The sequence below is a fragment of the Devosia epidermidihirudinis genome, assembly GCF_000971295.1.
GTDB classification, from domain to species: Bacteria; Pseudomonadota; Alphaproteobacteria; order Rhizobiales; family Devosiaceae; genus Devosia; species Devosia epidermidihirudinis.
Genome location: NZ_LANJ01000016.1, coordinates 555,351 through 573,433, shown reverse-complemented (window position 1 = coordinate 573,433; position 18,083 = coordinate 555,351). Strand labels below are relative to the sequence as shown.

The 18,083-nt window shown below is 62.2% G+C and carries 16 protein-coding genes; 5 read left to right on the top strand and 11 right to left on the bottom strand.

Translation table 11 applies throughout. The annotated features are described in order from the left end of the window. From WH87_RS11045 to WH87_RS11035, 3 genes are all read right to left on the bottom strand, one after another. Positions 1–957: an ABC transporter permease gene (locus tag WH87_RS11045; RefSeq protein ID WP_052726415.1), complete on the bottom strand. Its 957-nt coding sequence runs from the start codon at positions 955–957 to the stop codon at positions 1–3. A 282-nt stretch (positions 958–1,239) separates the two neighbouring features. Next, complete coding sequence (locus WH87_RS11040; protein WP_052726529.1) at positions 1,240–2,481, bottom strand: MFS transporter; 1,242 nt, start codon at positions 2,479–2,481, stop codon at positions 1,240–1,242. Positions 2,482–2,571: 90 nt separating this feature from the next. After that, a complete protein-coding gene (locus tag WH87_RS11035; RefSeq protein WP_046139116.1) occupies positions 2,572–3,786 on the bottom strand; it encodes a LysR family transcriptional regulator in 1,215 nt (404 codons plus the stop codon). 296 nt (positions 3,787–4,082) lie between these two features. Between WH87_RS11035 and WH87_RS19050 the strand changes: the two genes are divergently transcribed. Beyond that, positions 4,083–4,475, top strand: a complete 393-nt coding sequence (locus WH87_RS19050) for a VOC family protein (protein ID WP_052726416.1) — start codon at positions 4,083–4,085, stop codon at positions 4,473–4,475. A gap of 512 nt (positions 4,476–4,987) precedes the next feature. On the opposite strand, the gene WH87_RS11020 is transcribed toward WH87_RS19050, so the two are convergent. The 8 genes from WH87_RS11020 to WH87_RS10985 form a co-directional block, all read right to left on the bottom strand. Further along, positions 4,988–6,649: a urocanate hydratase gene (locus WH87_RS11020; RefSeq protein ID WP_046139118.1), complete on the bottom strand. Its 1,662-nt coding sequence runs from the start codon at positions 6,647–6,649 to the stop codon at positions 4,988–4,990. Between the two features lie 119 nt (positions 6,650–6,768). Next, positions 6,769–7,872 carry a DUF917 domain-containing protein gene (locus tag WH87_RS11015; protein ID WP_046139119.1) on the bottom strand — a complete coding sequence of 368 codons (1,104 nt, stop codon included), beginning with the start codon at positions 7,870–7,872 and terminating at the stop codon, positions 6,769–6,771. Next, a complete protein-coding gene (locus tag WH87_RS11010; RefSeq protein WP_046139120.1) occupies positions 7,872–9,125 on the bottom strand; it encodes a Zn-dependent hydrolase in 1,254 nt (417 codons plus the stop codon). Before WH87_RS11010 ends, WH87_RS11015 begins: the two co-directional genes overlap by 1 nt. Positions 9,126–9,297: 172 nt before the next feature. After that, complete coding sequence (locus tag WH87_RS11005; protein ID WP_046139121.1) at positions 9,298–10,653, bottom strand: dihydroorotase; 1,356 nt, start codon at positions 10,651–10,653, stop codon at positions 9,298–9,300. Positions 10,654–10,918: 265 nt separating this feature from the next. Next, positions 10,919–11,899: a zinc-dependent alcohol dehydrogenase family protein gene (locus WH87_RS11000; RefSeq protein WP_046139122.1), complete on the bottom strand. Its 981-nt coding sequence runs from the start codon at positions 11,897–11,899 to the stop codon at positions 10,919–10,921. A gap of 209 nt (positions 11,900–12,108) precedes the next feature. Next, on the bottom strand, positions 12,109–12,858 hold the full coding sequence (locus WH87_RS10995; protein ID WP_046139123.1) for an SDR family NAD(P)-dependent oxidoreductase: 750 nt from the start codon (positions 12,856–12,858) through the stop codon (positions 12,109–12,111). A gap of 113 nt (positions 12,859–12,971) precedes the next feature. Beyond that, positions 12,972–13,313 (bottom strand): hypothetical protein, encoded by a 342-nt coding sequence (locus WH87_RS10990; protein ID WP_046139124.1) that lies wholly within the window; start codon positions 13,311–13,313, stop codon positions 12,972–12,974. A 249-nt stretch (positions 13,314–13,562) separates the two neighbouring features. Beyond that, entirely contained in the window at positions 13,563–14,273 is a 711-nt protein-coding gene (locus WH87_RS10985; RefSeq protein WP_052726417.1) for a polysaccharide deacetylase family protein, read from the bottom strand. A gap of 129 nt (positions 14,274–14,402) precedes the next feature. Here WH87_RS10985 and WH87_RS10980 point away from each other — a divergent pair, with 129 nt between their 5' ends. From WH87_RS10980 to WH87_RS10965, 4 genes are all read left to right on the top strand, one after another. After that, the gene (locus tag WH87_RS10980; RefSeq protein ID WP_046139125.1) at positions 14,403–14,804 is read left to right on the top strand and encodes a MarR family winged helix-turn-helix transcriptional regulator; all 402 of its coding nucleotides are present in this window, start codon (positions 14,403–14,405) and stop codon (positions 14,802–14,804) included. A 42-nt stretch (positions 14,805–14,846) separates the two neighbouring features. Beyond that, positions 14,847–16,151: an MFS transporter gene (locus tag WH87_RS10975; RefSeq protein WP_046139126.1), complete on the top strand. Its 1,305-nt coding sequence runs from the start codon at positions 14,847–14,849 to the stop codon at positions 16,149–16,151. Between the two features lie 241 nt (positions 16,152–16,392). Further along, positions 16,393–17,085 carry a GntR family transcriptional regulator gene (locus WH87_RS10970; RefSeq protein WP_046139127.1) on the top strand — a complete coding sequence of 231 codons (693 nt, stop codon included), beginning with the start codon at positions 16,393–16,395 and terminating at the stop codon, positions 17,083–17,085. A 53-nt stretch (positions 17,086–17,138) separates the two neighbouring features. Continuing rightward, positions 17,139–18,083, top strand: a complete 945-nt coding sequence (locus WH87_RS10965; RefSeq protein ID WP_046139128.1) for a Bug family tripartite tricarboxylate transporter substrate binding protein — start codon at positions 17,139–17,141, stop codon at positions 18,081–18,083.

Genomic DNA, 18,083 nt, shown 5'->3' with positions numbered 1-18,083 from the left:
TCACCGCCGGTTGTATCGAATGCGTGGGTCAAAGAACGAGTAGCTGAGTTCGGTCAGCAGATTGACGACGACGAAGATGACAACGACGACGAACACGGAGCCCTGCAGCACGGAGAAGTTGCGCGCCTGCAAGGCGTCGTAGAGCACGCTTCCCAAGCCCTGACGGGCGAAGATGATTTCGATCAGTACCGCGCCGCCCAGCAGGCGCCCGATCCCCATGCCGATAATGGCCAGCGTCGGGATCACAGCGTTCTTGAGCGCGTATTTGTAGTGGATCATGTTCTCGCGCAGGCCATAGGCCCGGGCGGTGCGCACATAGTTCTGGCCGAGCGCCTCAAGCATCGAGGTGCGCACGAGACGGGCAATCAGCCCGATCCAGCCCAGCGCCAGCGCCACAGTTGGCAGGATCATGCGGACAAGATGGTCACCCAGGGTGGCATTGTCCGACACACCCAGCACAGGCAGCCAGTTGAGCATTACCGAGAACACGATCAAAAGGAAAATGCCGAGGATGAAGCTTGGGACGGAAACGAAAACTACCGAAACCATGGCCATCAGCGTGTCGCCGATCGAGCCCTTGTGCACCGCGCCATAGACGCCGGCCGGAATGCCGATCAGGCAGGCCAACCCCATCGAGGCCAAAGCCAGCGCGAAGGTGTGCGGCAGCGCATTCCAGACGATGGCGTTGACGCTGCGGCCCGAGATCACATCGGTGCCGAGATTGCCCACGGCGACTTGGCTGAAGAACTTCCACAGGCGCACATAGATGGGCTGATCGAGCCCCATTTCAGCGATGAAGCGCTGTGCGTATTCCGGCGTTGCCATTGGCCCGAGCAGCGCCGTGGCGGGATCTCCCGGCACCATATTGAGCAACACAACGATGACCAGCATCGCCCCAAAAACCGATAAAACGGCCGTCAGAATGCGATTGAACAGGAAATTCTCAAATAGTCGCAACCGACCAGCCCCTTCCGTTTCATGCGCCCCAAAAGGCCGAAACAGCTCCCAATTCGTATCCACCCCGCCCCTCAGCGTGGTGGCATGGAGCGATGATATCGCGACACTTGCACCGGGTGATATCCCAAATTCGGGACACTCTATATCAGAAACCCTGACCCGCCTAAAAAACAGGCAATATATTCAAGGCCTTGCATAGAAGTTGATGGAATATGCCGAGAATCACACCGTCTATAGGACAGTGTTCCCCAAAGCTGTCAGTAGCGTGTGAATTGGGCGGTTCTAGGCAGAAACCGGCGGCGCTTTGCCATGGGTGAGGGCCAGCGCGATACCAACCGCCGAACACAGCGCCCCACCGGCAATGAACGTGACGGGCATACCAAAGGATGCCCCCAACGCGCCTGCGAGAAGCGAGCCGAGGGGCACCGTGCCCAGCAGCATCATCGAATACATCGCCATGATCCTGCCGCGCAGGCCGGACGGCGCAAAGTGCTGCAGCATGGTATTGGATGACAGGTTTTGCGACAGGATGGAAAAGCCCAGCGGCAGAGCCAGCAGCGCCGTGATCCAGTAGGTTCCCGAAAAGCCCATGCCGATCAACACCAGCCCCAGCGCCAAAGCCGACCATGCGGGAAACACGCGGAGCTGATCGAGCCGGTCACGTACCGTCAGCATGATGGCGGCGAGGATTGCACCCAGCCCGGTCAGGCTCATCAACAGGCCCGCCGCATCGGCATCCTGCCCCAGCATGTCGCGCACGAGCGCCGGCAGAAAATAGAAATACGGCACCGAGCAGAAGCTGCAGGTGGCGACCAGGATCAGCAGCCGCCCCATTTCGGGGTGGTGGCGCACAAAGGCGAAGCCTTCCAGCATTTCCTTGAAAAAGCTCTGCCGTTCCAGGGCAATACGCTGTGGCGGGCGCATGCGGATCAGCACGAACAGCATAGGCAAATAGGCGATGGCCTTAAGCACAAAGCACCAGCCCTCCCCCGCCGTCGCCACCACGGCGCCACCGATGGCTGGGCCGATCAGCCGCGCCAGATTGAACAGCATGGTGTTGAGCGCAATGGCATTGCGCAGATCATCGGGGCCGACCAGCTCGGCCACAAACACCTGCCGCGCCGGGTTATCGAAGGCGGCAAGAATGCCAATGCCCAGCGTAATGCCGATCAGCAGCGGAATGGTAATGGTGTCGGTGAGCGTCGCAACGATGAGGATGCCAACCAACAAAACGAACCCGGCCTGGATGGCAATCAGCAATTTGCGCAGGTCGGTTCGGTCGATGACGGTGCCGACAAAGGGGCTGAGCAGGAAGGTCGGACCCAGATCGCAGACGGCCAGCACACCCAGCATCCAGGGCGACCCGCTGAGCCGCCACATCAGCCAGCCCAGCGCGATGGAATGGATCCACGTGCCCACCAGCAGGGGAACCTGGGCCATAAAATAGCGCTGATAATTGGGATGCCGCAGGGCGCGGCTGGCGCGTTCCCACCAGGCGTTCTGGCTTTGAATTTCGACCGACACCGCGACCTCGCCCCCACTCGAGATCAAGCACTAGCGGATTGGCCAGAGGCCAATGATATCCTAAATCCTGAACAGCAGATGCCGATGGGATCAGGACGAAAGTATCAGGAGGGGTTGGCGCTCTTCAGTTGGCGGGGGCATGGCCACGTCCTGCATCAGCCCGACAATGCCCTCGACCAGCAATTTCGGCAGCACCCCGATGCGCCAGACCAGCGTCAATTGCTGGCGATAGCTCTCGGGCAGCGGCCATTTGCTGAGCCGATAGGGCAGCCGCTCGACCGCACTTTGCGGCAGCACACTGAGATAATCATGCCGCGCCACCATGTTGACGATCACCGGCACGGAATCGACTTCAACGATGCGCTTGGGGCCATAAGCCCAGGTCGCGGCAACTTCCCGCAGATAGCGGTCCGCCGCCTGCCGGATACCACCGCGCAAGCTGGGCAGCACCAATGTCCGGGAGCCAAGCACGCTGGCAATATCCGCGGTCTCGTCCAGCCCCGGCGCACCAACCAGCCACAGCGTATCGGTTTTGACCGACTGGCATTCAAATTCGGGCGGCACGGTCAGGTGGTCGATCAGCACCACATCGAAATGGCGCGTCTTGAGGCCAGACAGCAATTCGTCCGCCGTGGCGTTGGAAATGGCCAGGTGCTGGCGTGGCCGCAGCTTTTCCCAGCCGGCGGCTACTGCAGCCAACATATGGGCGATGGAGCTTTCGTGCCCCAGCGGCATCACCGTGCCCAGCCGCCAGGTCTCGATATTATGCCTGAAACGCTCGGCGGCGGATTGGGACACCACATCCCAGTCCTGAATGATCTGCTCGGCAATCGGCAGCGCCGCATGGCCATAGGACGAGCAGGACACCCCTGCCCCGTTGCGCTGCAACAGGGCAAAGCCAAGATGGCGCTCCATATCAGAGATCTGCCGGGTCAGTTGCGGCTGGCCGACGCCCAGGTTTTTGGCGGCCTTGCGAATGCTGCTGGCGCGCGCCACTTCGGTGAAGCGGATCAGCCCCAAAATGCTGATCGGGGCGATGGGCGTATCGTCGGGCGCTCCGGCGAGGCTCATCAACTGACGGGAAGCGTCGGCGATGCGATTGATCGCTTCCAGCCGCCGTTCGGCCTCCAGCGTCAGGGTCAGGCTTGAGCCATCGCGACGTACCAATGGCACAGCGACAGCGGCTTCAAAGCGCGACAGCGCGGCGCTCATGGTCGCGGGCGGGCGGCCCTCGATACGGGCCGCTTCGCGCACGCCCCGCACTGAAAAGATCGTCCGCACGGCGCAAATGGTGGCAATATTCAAGACAACGCTCCCCCTCGGAACCCGTCGGTACGGACAAACTTGTCGACCAGAGTGCGGGCTTTGTCCACGCCCAGTGTCCGGCCAAACGCATCACCAGCGTGTGGTTGCGCCACAGGGCCAATTGCCCCAAACCGGCAAAGCCGTTGATTGTCATATACTTGGATGCGGGCGGCGCTCTGTCAGGGACAGCATAGCCCGTCTATGTTTTGATATCTTTCAGCCGCTCCCCTGCTGTTCTCTCATCGACAGCGAACCGGGCGGTACGGATCAGCCCATTTATTGCGTCAGGATCGAGCATGTACGAAATCAACCACATTCACCTCCGCTCCACTGCGCCGCGCGAAACGGCTGACTGGTACATCAAGGCGTTCAATTTCGAGCTGGTCAGCGACCGCGTGCGCCCGTTCGGCGATCACTTCGTGCGCTGCCGCAGCGCTGGTGGTCTGATGGTCAACATCTCGGGCCCGCGCACCGGCGAAGTTCTGGCCCCCGGCACCACCGAGACCTATCTCGGCCTCGAGCATTTCGGCATCACTGTCGACAAACTCGAACCCCAGATCGCGCGCCTTGAAGGCCTCGGCGCCAAGCTGGTCGGCGAGCCCCTCGTCGTCGACCCCGGCGTCCGCGTCTGCTTCCTCATCGTCCCCGGCGGTACCCGGGTGGAGCTGATGGAAGTGTTCGACGTCTGAGCTGCCCCACAAACCAAGCGGCCCCTGGAGCGATCCGGGGGCCGTTTTTGTTGGTGGGAGGACCAACTCACACCCTCAACAGACCTCATCCTGAGCCCGTCGAAGGACGAGGTCGTGGCGAGATCAGCGAACCCGACCTCGTGGTTCGACAAGCTCACCATGAGGTCTTGAACCCTCCGCGTCATTCCCGCGAAAGCGGGAATCCCCCTTACACCTTTAAGTGAGATTCCCGCTTTCGCGGGAATGACGTTGTGGGTGTGGGCACTCATATGAGTTCCCAACCACCGCCGCTGCCCTCGGACTTGATCCGAGGGCCACTCACACCCCGGCACAAGCGGGCCATGGTCCTCAGATCAAGTCCGAGGACAGCCCCGTGGGTGTGGAGCGCTAGAGCGGCGAAGCACCCAGTAGACCTCATCCTGAGCTCGTCGAAGGACGAGGTCGTGGCAGCATCGGTGAGCCCGACCTCGTGGTTCGACAGGCTCACCATAAGGTCTTGGGGGCACAGCGCCCTACCCCACCTGAATGTGGCCAATACCCTTCTTTTCGATCTCGTCGAAGCTCTCGTCATAGCCCGCATCGGCATAGCGCATGACGCCCAGCGCAGTGTCGTTGGTCAGCGCATGGTCGAGCCGCTCGTCGCCCCCGGACGTACCATCCGCCACGATCGTCACCCCAGCCGAAGTCATATACCCCGCATATCCGCCGCCACCGGAATGCACCACGACCAGATCGGCCATGGACGAACACAGAAGCATGGCGTCGAGCAGCGGCCAGTCGGCGATGGCGTCCGAGCCATCCTTCATGCGCTCGGTCATGATATTGGGGTGCGCCATGGCGCCCGCATCGAGATGGTCGCGGCTGAACGCCACCGGCCCTTTGAGCGTGCCATCGGCCACCATGGCATTGACCGCGCGGGCCAAAGCAGTGCGCTCGCCATGGCCCAGCCAGGCAATGCGCGCAGGCAGGCCCTCAAACGGCACATGCTGGCGCGCCAGTGCGATCCAGTTGGTGACAATCTTGTTGTCGGGGAACATTTCGAGCAGCTTGTCGTCGATTTTGGCGATGTCGCTGGGGTCACCCGACAGCGCCATCCAGCGGAATGGCCCAATGGCCCGCGCAAACAGCGGCCGCAGATAGGCCTCGGTGAAGATCTTGATATCGAAGGCGTTCTCGACCCCGCCTGCCTTGGCGTGGGTGCGGATCAGATTGCCGTTGTCGAACACTTCCGAACCCGCCGCCTGGAAGGCCAGCATGGCGCGGACATGGTCGACAATCGAGGCACGGCTTGCTGCCATAAGCTGGCCGGGACCCTCGACGCGTAGGCGCTTGACCTCGTCCAGCGACATGCCCTTGGGCACATAGCCGTAAACCAGATCGTGCGCCGAGGTCTGGTCGGTGACGATATCGGGCACAATGCCGCGACGGGCGATTTCGGGATAGATCTCGGCGGCATTGCCCACAAGGCCAATCGAGGTGGCGCGCTTTTCGGCGACCGCCGTGTTGATCATGGCGAGGGCGGTATCGAGATCAGGTGCGATCTCTTCGAGATAGCCGATCTCCTTGCGCTTCTGCGCCCGCTCGGCATCGATATCGACACAGAGGATCGCCGCGCCAGCCATGCGACCGGCCAGCGGCTGCGCGCCGCCCATCCCGCCCAGGCCCGCTGTCAGAACGAAGCGGCCCGCCAGCGAACCGCCGAAACGGTTCTCGGCAATGCGCATGAAAATCTCATAAGTGCCCTGAATGACCCCCTGGCTGCCGATATATTGCCAGGCGCCCGCCGTGAGGCCACCCCAGCAGATCAGACCCTTCTTTTCCAGCTCGTAGAACACCTCGGCCTTGGCCCATTGCCCGACAATGTTGCAATTGGCCATGATGACCAGCGGCGCCTTGGCATGGGTTTTGAGCAGGCCAATCGGCTTGCCGGACTGGATGATGAGGGTCTGATCCTCATCCATCTTCAGCAGCGTTTCAACGATCGCCTTGTGGCTCGCCCAGTTGCGCGCCGCCTTGCCGAGCGCCGCATAGACGATCAGCTCATCGGGGTTTTCGCCCACGCTCAGCACGTTTTCCAAAAGGCGCAACAACGCCTCCTGCCGCCACCCCTTGGCGCGCAGCTCCGGGCCGCCCGGAATGGGGAAATTGGGATGGCGTGGATTGGCTGTGGGCATGGTTATGGCTTTCAGTTGAGGCTGCAACTCACTCGGTGTCATCCCGGCCTTGAGCCGGGATCCATCTTGAGATCTCGGGATGGACCCCGGCTCAGGGCCGGGGTGACATCGCGCATAAACTAATCTCGCTTTACGCCATCCAGCGCATAGCTCGTCAAATCGATCCCCATGCGGTCTTCGACAAACGGGTAAACCGTCGCGTCGAGCACCGAGGAGCTCAGTGGAATGATGGTCTTGGGCACGTGCAGCACGAAGATGTACATGCCCTCGCGCACCTGACCGACCGAGAGCGGCTGGCCGGCAGCGTCGAGCGTGGTGATCACATCGGGAAAGGTCGCGACGCGCGTACCATTGGCATCATCCACCGCCATATATTCGTTCATCACATGCAGCGTTGAGGCGGTTGCCCCCTCGCCCAGAGACAGGGTGCCAATGTCGAAGGCTTCTTTGGTATAGACCACGTCCTTCTTGTGCACCGTGCCCCTGGTCAGAATCGTGCCGCCCGTCGCCTTGACGATGGCGTCGATGACAGCTGAGCCACCGCGCTTTTCGGCCTCGATAATGGCCTCGCCCAGCACCAGCGCCAGCGAGATCCCGCCCAGGGCGGCGTGCTGGCGCACATAGCTGGCGCGCAGTGGATTGCGGCAGGAGGCGATAAAGCCCCCCGACTGGTCGGCGGCGGTGCGCAAAACCGGCGAGACTTTCGCGGTCGCGCCCTTCACCACCAGCTCGATATAGCGGTCTTCGCTGCGATTGCCGCCCACGGCGGTCTGAATCATCTGGAGAGGCGAAGCGGCCATCCCAATGGACCCCATGTCGCCGGTGGGATGGGCGCGTACGTCACCCACGGCATCGACGACTTTGGTGCCCAGAATGGCCGATGGCAGCCAGCCATTGAGCGTCGAAGATTTGCCGTTCTGCCCGACCATCAACCCGCTGAGCTTTTCGCCCAAAGCGTCCTGCAGCAGCGAGACCGCTTTGACATAGTCGACGCCCTGCATTTCCCATGGGGTGGTCGAGGCGGGCGCGCCAATGGCGGCGGCGGTGGCCACCCAGTCATTGTCGTCGAGTTCTTCGATGCTCACCAGTTCCGGCTTGCCGATACTGACAGCGGCATAGCCGAGCATGCGGCCATGGTCGGCCCAGCCGCCCCCGCCCGCAGCATAGACGGAGCCGCCCTTTACTGCGGCTTCGACGTCCTTTTCGGTCAGTATGCGCCCCATCAGTCGGTCTCCTGCAGTTTCTTGTCCAGCGCCACCACGGCATCCAGAAGGACCGCCGCGCCCAGCGCGATATCTTGAGTGGTGGCAAATTCGTCCGGCGAATGGCTGCGGCCATCGACGCAGGGCACAAAGATCATCGCCGCCTTGGTGATGCGCGCCATCCACGCCGTATCGTGCCCGGCGCCCGACGCCATGCGGCGGTGTCGCGCGCCAGCGGTTTCGCAGGCGGCATCGAGCACATCGAGCAGCATAGCATCGCCCGGGGTCGGGTTATTGTCCGATACGATGCGCAGCGGGCTCACCGGCACGCCGGTTTTTGCCGAGATTGCCGCGACGCCGCGATCCAGCTCATCCACAAAGCGCTCCATGTCGTCGCGCTGCTCGGCCCGCGCATCGATCAGAATGCGCACCCGCGCCGGCACCACATTGGCCGCGTTCGGGGTCATCTCGAATTCGCCCACCGTGGCGGCAAAATGATGCTCGCCGGATGCCAGCGCCTTGCCCAATTCCTCCACGCCCAGCGCAATCCAGGCGGCGGTCGTCAATGCATCCTTGCGCAGGGTCATCGGCGTCGTGCCAGCATGATCGGCGCGGCCTTCAACGATGATTTCGATACGGGTGATCCCGGCAATCGCCGTCACCACACCCACATCAAGCTCTTCATCCTGCAACACCGGCCCCTGCTCGATATGCAGTTCGAGGAAAGCCCTAATGTCGTCGCGCTGCGCCTGGCCATGCGGCTTGCCGCCCACCTGGGATATGCCCTGCTCCAGCGTCAACCCGTCGCCCGTGCGCGCCAGCCATTCGGCCGGACGCGTGCCGCTCATGCCGCGACTACCGATGCAGGAGACGCCAAAGATCGACACTTCCTCGGCGAGAAAATCGACGATCTCGAGCGTATGGTCCAGCACCATGCCCTGGTCGCGCAGCGCCCGCGCCACTTCCAGCCCCGCCACCACGCCGGCAATGCCATCAAAACGCCCGCCATCGGGCACTGTGTCGGAGTGCGAGCCCACCATGATCGAGCCCAGCTCGGGATGCTTGCCCGGCACCACGCCGATCAGATTGCCCGCCGCGTCGATCTGGGTCACCGCACCCGCTTCATGCAGCGCGTGTTCCAGCCATTTGCGGCCCTCAAGAAACATCGGCGTAAACGCCCGCCGCGTCCAGGGCCGCCCCGGCTCGGTGATCGCCGAAAGGGCGTCGATATCAGCGCCAATACGATCTGCGTTGATGGAAGAATTTGAGTTCATGAGCTGGTCTCGAGATCGGGGCTAAACGGCCCCCCACCCTTGATCCCTCCCCTCGAGGGAGAGGGAGACGATGGGGAAACGTTCTGTGGCACAATACCGGTCTGGACCCAAGCAGGCTTCCCTCCCCCTTGTGGGGAGGGAATGAGGGTGGGGGTAACCCACGAAAAAACCATCAGTGCTTTACCTCTGGCCGCACAAACCGCCCCGTTCCCGGCGCTGCCACATTGGTGCCGTCAAACACCTGCTGGCCGCGCAGATAGGTCAGCCCCACCGTCCATGGCAGTTCGATCCCGTTATAGGGCGACCAGCCGACGACATTGTGTCCACTCTCAGCCGCGTCATAGCGCTTGGCGCGCGGGAACAGCACGGCGATATCGGCATCCTTGCCCGCTTGGAGTGCGCCCTTCTGGCCCAGCCGGAAATGGCGGGCTGGATTGTGCGCCATCAGCTGCGCCGCCCAGGTCAGGGGAATGTCGCGCTCCAGCGCGCCCTTGACGAATAGCGGCACCATCACTTCCAGCCCCGGCACGCCCGAGGCATTGGCCAGCATGTCCGGATTGGTCTTGCGGTTTTCCGACCAGCTCACATGGTCGGTGGAAATCAAGGTCACATTGCCCTTGCGCACATGCTCCCAGAGCTTTTCCACTTCAGCACGGGGGCGGATCGGCGGATTGATCTTGGCCTTACCGCCAAGCCGCGCCACGTCGTGTTCTTCATCCAGCGTCAGATAGTGGATGCAGCATTCGATGGTCGCATCGAACCCCTGATCGCGGTAGCTGCGGGCAATCTCATAGCCGCGGCCCAGCGAGCAATGCACCACATGGGCGGGGCAACCAGTCAGCGCGCCGGTTTCATAAATCTGCAGCGAGGCCAGCAATTCGGTCAGCGGCGGACGGCTCATCGCATGGGCGCGGTAATCGGTAATGCCCAGCGCTTTGACCTTGGCCATGGCGGCGCGCACGGCCTCATCATCCTCGTTGTGCACGCCTGCGGTCAGCCCGGTTGGGGCGATGGCGGCAAAGCATTCTTCGAGCAGAGCAGGCGGAATGCGCGGAAAGCGGATCGGGTCGGTGCCAAAGGTCGAAAACTTGAACGCCGCAACGCCCGCTTCCACCTGCTCGGCAATTTTGCTGGCGCCCTCTTCGGGCACAACCGTGCCATAGAGCGCAAAATCGACGCGCGCCTGTGGCTCGGCATGGGCCACCTTGATGCGCACCGCTTCTGCCGAGGCAACGAGATTGCCCTCGTCATAGGGCATGTCGACAATGGTGGTGACGCCACCGGCCGCGGCCGAACGGGTGGACCAGATGAAGTCTTCCTGATTCTTCTGGCTCAGCGAATGGGTCTGCGCGTCGATCGCACCGGGCAGGATCAGCGCCTCGCCCAACAGGTGGCGTTCATGGGCCGATGGCGCGATGCCCTCACCCACATGCACCACCTTGCCCGCCCGCACGGCCACATAGCCGTTCTCGACGATGCGATCGGGCATAACGACAGTACCGGCCAGCACAAGATCGAAGTCAGACATCTTTACACACCTTCAGCTCGGCTTGGGGCCAGAGCCCAAAGTCGCGGACAGACAGGACGCAGATCATGTCCAGCGCACCGCTGAACTGACCATGGATCGCCACGTCTCATGGCCTGAATGGTATTGGATGGGACGAGGCGGCGGGATATCCCATTTCCGAGACACGATATTCGCCCTCTGCGCTCTGCCAATCGTGCGAATGCCAAAGTGCGAACCCGTGCGCTGCCTGTTAAAGCCCAGCAGCGCACGGAATTTTTGCGCGCCGCTACTGAATGTCGACGACGATCTTACCGCGCGCCTTACCCGAGTCCAGCAGCGAATGCGCATCACCCGCGCTGGCCAGATTGAACGCATGCGGGTCAAGCAGCGGGCGCAGTTTGCCGGCGTCGACCTGTTCGGCAATCTCGCGCAGGATGTCCCCATGCGCCGCCCGGCCATTGCCGGTCAGCATCGGCAGCAACATGAACACCACATGCAGCGACAGCGCCTTGCCGTGCATCTGACCGAGGTCGATGGTGGTGCGCGCATTGGTTGTTGCCACGCGTCCGCCCACGGTCGTGGCTTCAAACGAACGCAGCAGATTTTCGCCGCCCACGGTGTCGATCACCACGTCAAAGCCTTTGCCAGCGGTATGTTCGGCCACATAGTCAGCCACAGCGGTCGAGCGGATCACGGTGGCGTCAGCGCCGAGATCACGGGCGATCTTGCCGGCTTCTTCGGTGCTGACAGTCGCCACCACATAGGCACCAGCCGCCTTGGCCATCTGCACGGCGATGTGGCCGACGCCCCCAATGCCGCCATGCACCAGCACTTTTTCGCCTTTGGCAATGGCCACGCGGGTCATCGCATTGGCAGCGGTGATCGCCACCAGTGGCAGTGCTGCAGCTTCGCGGAACGAAAGCGTTTTCGGTTTCTTCGCCAACAGCCGCGCATCGGCGGCAATGTATTCCGCCAGCGTGCCGCCGAGCCCCTTTACGCCACCGGCGCAGCCATAGACTTCGTCGCCAATGGCAAAGCCGGTCACATCTGCGCCGATAGCCTCGACCACACCCGCCAGATCTGCGCCCAGGATCGCCGGCAGCGCCGGACCGATGGGCAGACCATTGCGGATTTTGGCATCGACCGGATTGAGTGCAGCAGCATGAATGCGCACCAGCACCTCGCCAGCGCCCGGCACCGGCTTTTCTACCTCTGCCAGAGCCAGCTTTTCCGGCCCGCCATATTCCCCAAGCAAGACTGCGCGCATGGTGATGTCCTTTGTCTGAAAGAGATGGGGCCAAGCTCTGCCCTTGGCCGCACCAGCGCATAGGGGGCGCTGCGCCGTCAACCGAACGCGCCAACACTTCCACGCGCATAAGTGAACGCCTTATGCGCAATGCGGAACGGGCGGCGTGAAGAACAGCCCCGCAAAAGGCGCGAGGCGCCAGCGAACACACGCCCGCGGGCGGCGATCGATCAGTAGGTGGCGCGACCGCCGGAGAGGTCAAACACTGCACCAGTGGTGAAGGAGTTTTCCGCCGACACGAGCCAGGAGACCATAGAGGCGACTTCCTCGACCAGCAGGAACCTGCCACGCGGAATCTTGGACAGCATATAGTCGATATGCTGCTGGCTCACCTGTTCGAGAATACGCGTCTTGGCAGCGGCCGGGGTGATGACATTGACCGAAATGTCGAGCGCGGCAGTTTCCTTGCCGAGGCTTTTGGTCAGTCCGATCAGGCCCGCCTTGGCTGCCGAATAGGCCGAGGCATTGGGATTGCCTTCCTTGCCCGCGATGGAGGCGATGTTGACGATGCGACCGTAGTTGTTGGCGATCATCCGGCGCACCACGACCTGATTGACCAGAAACGCGCCATAGAGATTGATGTCGAGCACGCGCCGCCATTCATCGCGCGGATAGTCGGCCATCGGCATGGTCGGGCCGGAAATCCCGGCGCTATGGACGAGAATGTCAAAGCCACTGCCCGCCGCATCGGCCGCAGCGGCGGCCGCATCCACAGAGGCCTCATCGGTGATATCGACGGCAAAGGTCGCGACCTTGCCCAGGCCCGCCAATTGCTGCTGCGCCTCTGCCAGCACTTGGGCATTCACATCCCACAGCGTCACGCTGGCGCCTTCGGCGAGCAGGCGCTGGGCGATGGCAAAGCCAAGGCCCTGGGCGCCACCGGTGATGATGGCGGACCGATTGTCCAGACGAGACGTCATAGTGGTATTCCTCTTCCCCGCGTGCCGGCTGTTCCGGCACATTGTTCATTGGTCCGAGTGTTTCGGAGCGCCCGAACCTACCGCGATTTTTGGCCTATGCCAGCCAATAGTCGTCAGGTGTCGTTGTCGAGCGATGCCTTGCGCGCCTGTTCCACCATGTTGGCGATGCGGCGCTTCAGCGCCTTGTTCTCCTGGGTCAGCGACGCACAGGTCATGCGCAACTGGCGCATCCGCGCTTCGGCTGCCGCATGCTGGTCGACGCCATATTCATGCACCCGGCGCACTTCCACCTTCCCGCCAGCGGTTTCGCGATGGTCCAGCAGTTCCCACCATGTCAGACCCAGCGCCGCCACCAGCCGATGGGCAGCAAGCGCGGCAGAGGCTCTCTCGCCCGCATGCTCGGACCCCATCATGCCCAACACCCGGGTCAGTTTGATCAGCGTTGCCCTGTTCACGACACCCTCCCTTTTCGTCTGGAAGATGTGAGCGATGCGGGAGCACGACCACCCCGGAAAAGCGCGGGTCAGGGTCAACCCAAACCATCTTGCTCAAGCGCGTGACTTTGATAGTGTAGGGTCAACGAAGCGCAGGTTTTGACCTCCAAAACCGCCCAATTCGTTCCTCCCGCATTTTCGCACCCGTTTCGCCGCCAGATGCTAGCAGTGTGCTAACGCATTGCCCCTCAGGTGTGACGGGTTGCAGCCCTATTTTGCGTCCACATCGTTGAGCCGAACGAAGACAAAACCCTGCTTTTTGAGGTCCATTATCCCCTGCGCTATCCCCGCCCCGGCGGGACGCTTTGGCTGGTTGATATGGGCGATAATCACGTCCCCATCCTTTGCCGCGCCCAGCCGCCGCTCCGCCGTCTTGGCGTCGACGCTGGCGCCCATATCGGCATTGAGAGAAAAGCCTGCAACGCGGAACCCGAGCGCGACAATTTCCTGAATGGCGTCATCGGTATAGAGCGCCGTCGCGCCACGGAACCAGGTCGGCGCGGTACCAAAAAACTGCGCAATGGCCTCAGCCCCGCCGAGCACTTCATCGGATACCGCCTGCAAGGTGCCGGCCGGTTTGATGCCATAAGGCGCGACTGATCCGGTCACCGCAGGCACATGATTGCGGCCGTGATCCTCGATCTCGAACAGCTCGGGATGCCTCTTAAGTATATCTGCGGCCTCAGCATTTTTCGCCAACCAGCGCGCCGTGACGAAGATTGTCGCGTGGATTTCCTCTTTCACCAGCACATCGAGAATGCGGTGATCAATGTCGCCCGAGCACGCATCGAGCGTCAGCGCCACGCGCGGCTGGCTGGGTTTACCGGGCGAAAAATGCAGCTGCGGCTCAAACAAACTGGACGCCGAAGCTGATGACGCCATCAGTGCAGAGAGCACGACCGATAGCAAGAATCCGCGCATCTAAACACCTGGCGTGCAAACACAAACGCTGAGTTTGTATCGCCAAACCGAGCCAAATCCAATCACGCCACGCCGTCGTGAACACCACACCAGCTTGCCAAAGCCGATTTACGGGTATATGCCCGCATCATGACTTCGGACATCTGCTATTGCTCATCGCTGCGCGCTGCCGAACGGCGCATGACCCGTGCCTATGACGACGCGCTGGCGCCGAGCGGCATCAACGTCGCCCAGTTTTCTCTGCTGCGCAAAATCCAGCGCAACGAGCCAGCCTCCCTGACACGGATTGGCGAGATCATGGATCTCGATCGCTCCACCGTGGGCCGCAATATCAGGGTCTTGGCCAAGCTCGGGCTGACCGAGATCGCCACCGGCGAAGACCTTCGCGAAAGCTCGGTCATGCTCACCGAACAAGGGCGCCAGACCATCGCGACCGCCCTGCCCCTGTGGCAAGCGACGCAGGAAAAGATTGAGACCATCCTGGGCGGCGACATGGCCAAGGCCCTCCAGACTCTCCCCACCGCCTTCTAATTTACCGCATTACGGGCATATACCCGCAAAGGACAGACCTCGATGATTTCGCAACGGCTCGCCGACTGGTTGCAGGCAAGAAACATCCACTATGGCTGGGTCGTCGCCGCCACGACATTCCTCACCATGCTGGCCACCGCCGGGGCCATGGGCTCGGCCGGCGTATTGATCGGCCCGCTCGAGGCCGAGTTCGGCTGGTCGACGGCTGATATCTCCTCGGCCATGGCCGTGCGCCTTGTTTTATTTGGCCTTTTCGGTCCGTTCGCTGCTGCGTTCATGAACCAGTTTGGCGTGCGCAATGTGGTCGCGACGGCGCTGATCCTGATCGCCATCGGCATTGTTGGCTCGTTCTTCATGGCCGAGGTCTGGCAACTGGTGCTGCTCTGGGGCCTCATTGTTGGCGTCGGCACTGGCATGACGGCCATGGTCCTCGGCGCCACCGTTGCCGCACGTTGGTTCGACAAGCAGCGGGGGCTTGTCGTTGGCCTGATGACCGCCAGCAGCGCCACCGGCCAGCTCGTCTTCCTACCCTTGCTGGCCACCCTTGCCGAAGACTTCGGCTGGCGCGCGGCCATGGGTTTTGTCGTCACCATCATCGCTCTCGCCATGATCCTTGTGCTGCTGCTGATGCGCGATCAGCCCTCCGATCTCGGCATTGCGCCCTATGGCGCTACCGAAATCCGCCCTCGCCCGCCGCGCAGCGCCAGCCTCGGGGCATTGCTGCTGTCGCCGCTTCTGGCCCTTAAGGAAGCCTCGCGCTCGCATGCGTTCTGGGTGCTGTTTCTCACCTTCTTCATCTGCGGCTTCAGCACCAATGGGCTGATCCAGACTCACTGGATTTCCATCTGTGGCGACGTGGGAATCGCTGCTGTCGGCGCGGCAGGTATCCTCGCCCTTATCGGCATCTTCGATATGATCGGTACAATAGGGTCCGGCTGGCTCTCGGATCGATACGATAGCCGCTGGTTGCTGTTCTGGTTCTATGGCCTGCGCGGACTGTCGCTGCTCTATCTGCCCTATAGCGGCTTTTCGGCGCCTGCCATCGCAGCTTTCGCCGTGTTCTATGGCCTTGACTGGGTCGCCACCGTGCCGCCCACCGTCAAGCTGGCGGCGGACAATTTCGGGCCGGACAAGGCTGGGCTGATTTTCGCCTGGGTGTTCACCGGCCACCAGCTCGGCGCGGCCGCGGCAGCTTTCTCGGCTGGGGCAACACGCACCGAGCTGGGCACCTATGGCCCCGCCATTCTCGTGGCAGGCGCCCTCTGCCTTCTGGCGGCAGGCCTCGCCATCTCGATCGGTCGCAAGGACCGCACAGCGCCGACCATGCCTGCATCCGCCGCGGCCTAAACAGCGACGGTAAAACAGAAACTCCGCCCTGCGCCGCTGGAATGAGCGCAGGACGGAGCCAGCAGGACCCGCCGGACTGCCTGCTCAATCGAGCCGCACGAGCCGCTCAACTCCCCGAAAATGCCCATCACACCACGACTTTGGTCGAATGGATAACCTCCACCCGCCCTCAGGCCTCGTGTTGACCTGTCGACTGTTAACAGTTAACAGTCGACGCGAAATTGCAGAGGAGGCCGGGATCTTGAGGAGGACCCCAGCAACAATTATCCAGAAAGAAGCGCTTGGCGCCCGTGTGGCGGCAGAGCTGCGCGTCGCCATAGCGGCGGGCGAAATTGCGCCCGGCGAACGGCTGATCGAGGTCGAACTGGCCGAGAAGTTTGGCGTCAGCCGCGGCCCGATCCGCGACGCCTTCCGGATTCTGGAAGTTGAAGGCCTGGTCGAAAGCCAGCAGCCAGGCGTCGTCGTGCTCGGCATCGATCAGGACGGCATCAACGAGATCTATTCGCTGCGCAGCGCCATTGAAGGCCTCGCCGTGCGACTGGCCGTGACGCGCTATGACGAAGCCAAGTTCGGCGAAATCAATCGGCTGGTCGACGCTATGCAGCGCGCCGCCGAGCAGAACGACGCCGCGGGCTTTGCCCAGGCCGACGTCGCCTTTCACAACGAGATCTGCGTGATCTCGGGCCACAAGCGGCTGGCCGACGTGTGGCAGCAGCACGAAGCCATCATGATGACGCTGCTGCGTCTGACCATTTCGCTGGACCAGCATTTGCTGAACAGCGCCGCCAAGCACCGCGAATTGCTGGAGCTGATCAAGGCCGGTGACCCGGCGGCGGCAGAAACCGAACTCGTCAACCATCTCGAAGGCTCACGCAAACGGATGGTGACGGTGTGGGAGAGGGCGTTGGAGCGCAGACGCAACCAATTCGCCTGACAACTGGACCGATCAATCGGCCAAACAACCAATAATCTCAAAGGGAGAGAGACATGAAGACCGGCACTCTATTTGCCAAGACGATCGCCATTGCGGCGCTTGCCAGCGTTGCCTTCACGGCATCGGCTTTTGCTCAGGATGCATTCCCGTCCAAGGACATCACCTTCGTCGTGCAGGCAGCTGCCGGTGGCGCATCCGATCGCACCTCGCGCGCAATCGCTTCGGAGATGGAAAAGGATCTGGGCGTCAGCATCATCGTTGAAAACCGTCCCGGCGCAACCGGCACCGTGGCCTTCGCCCACGTCGCCGAGCAGCCTGCAGATGGCTACACAATCGGCTTCGGCCCCGTGGAATTCGCCATCGTCGAGAACATCGGCTACGACTTTGACCGCGCCGATTTCACCTATCTCGGCCAGATCATGAACAGCCCGGTCGTTCTGGCTGTGCCTGCCAATAGCCCATACAACACGCTGTCCGAGTTCATCGAAGCCGCGCAGACCAAGGAACTCTCGGTCTCCAACTCGGGCGCTGCCTCGGCTTTCGCCGCAACGGCCTTCACCCTGGCCAAGACCACTGGCGCCAAGATCACCCCCGTTCCATTTGACGGTGGCGCTCCAGCGGTTGCTGCAGCCCTTGGCAACCACGTCGATGCAGTGACGGCTGGCGCTGGCGAAACCGCAACGGCTTTCGCTGACGGCACCCTCAAGGTTCTGGCGATCTTTGCTGACGAAGAGCACCCACGCTTCCCAGGCGTCAAGACCGCCAAGGAACAGGGTTATGATCTGCAGTTTGGTGCCTGGGGCGGCGTTTATGGCCCAGCCGGTATCCCAGACGACGTGAAGGCAACCCTCGAAGCCTCGATCAAGAAGGCCGCCGCAACGCAGACCTTCCTCGATGCGATCACCCCGGCTGGCATTCTGCCTGCCTACCGTACTGGCGCAGAATGGGAAGCGTTCATCGCGACCGAAGCTGCCCGCTACGCTGAAATCCTGAAGTAA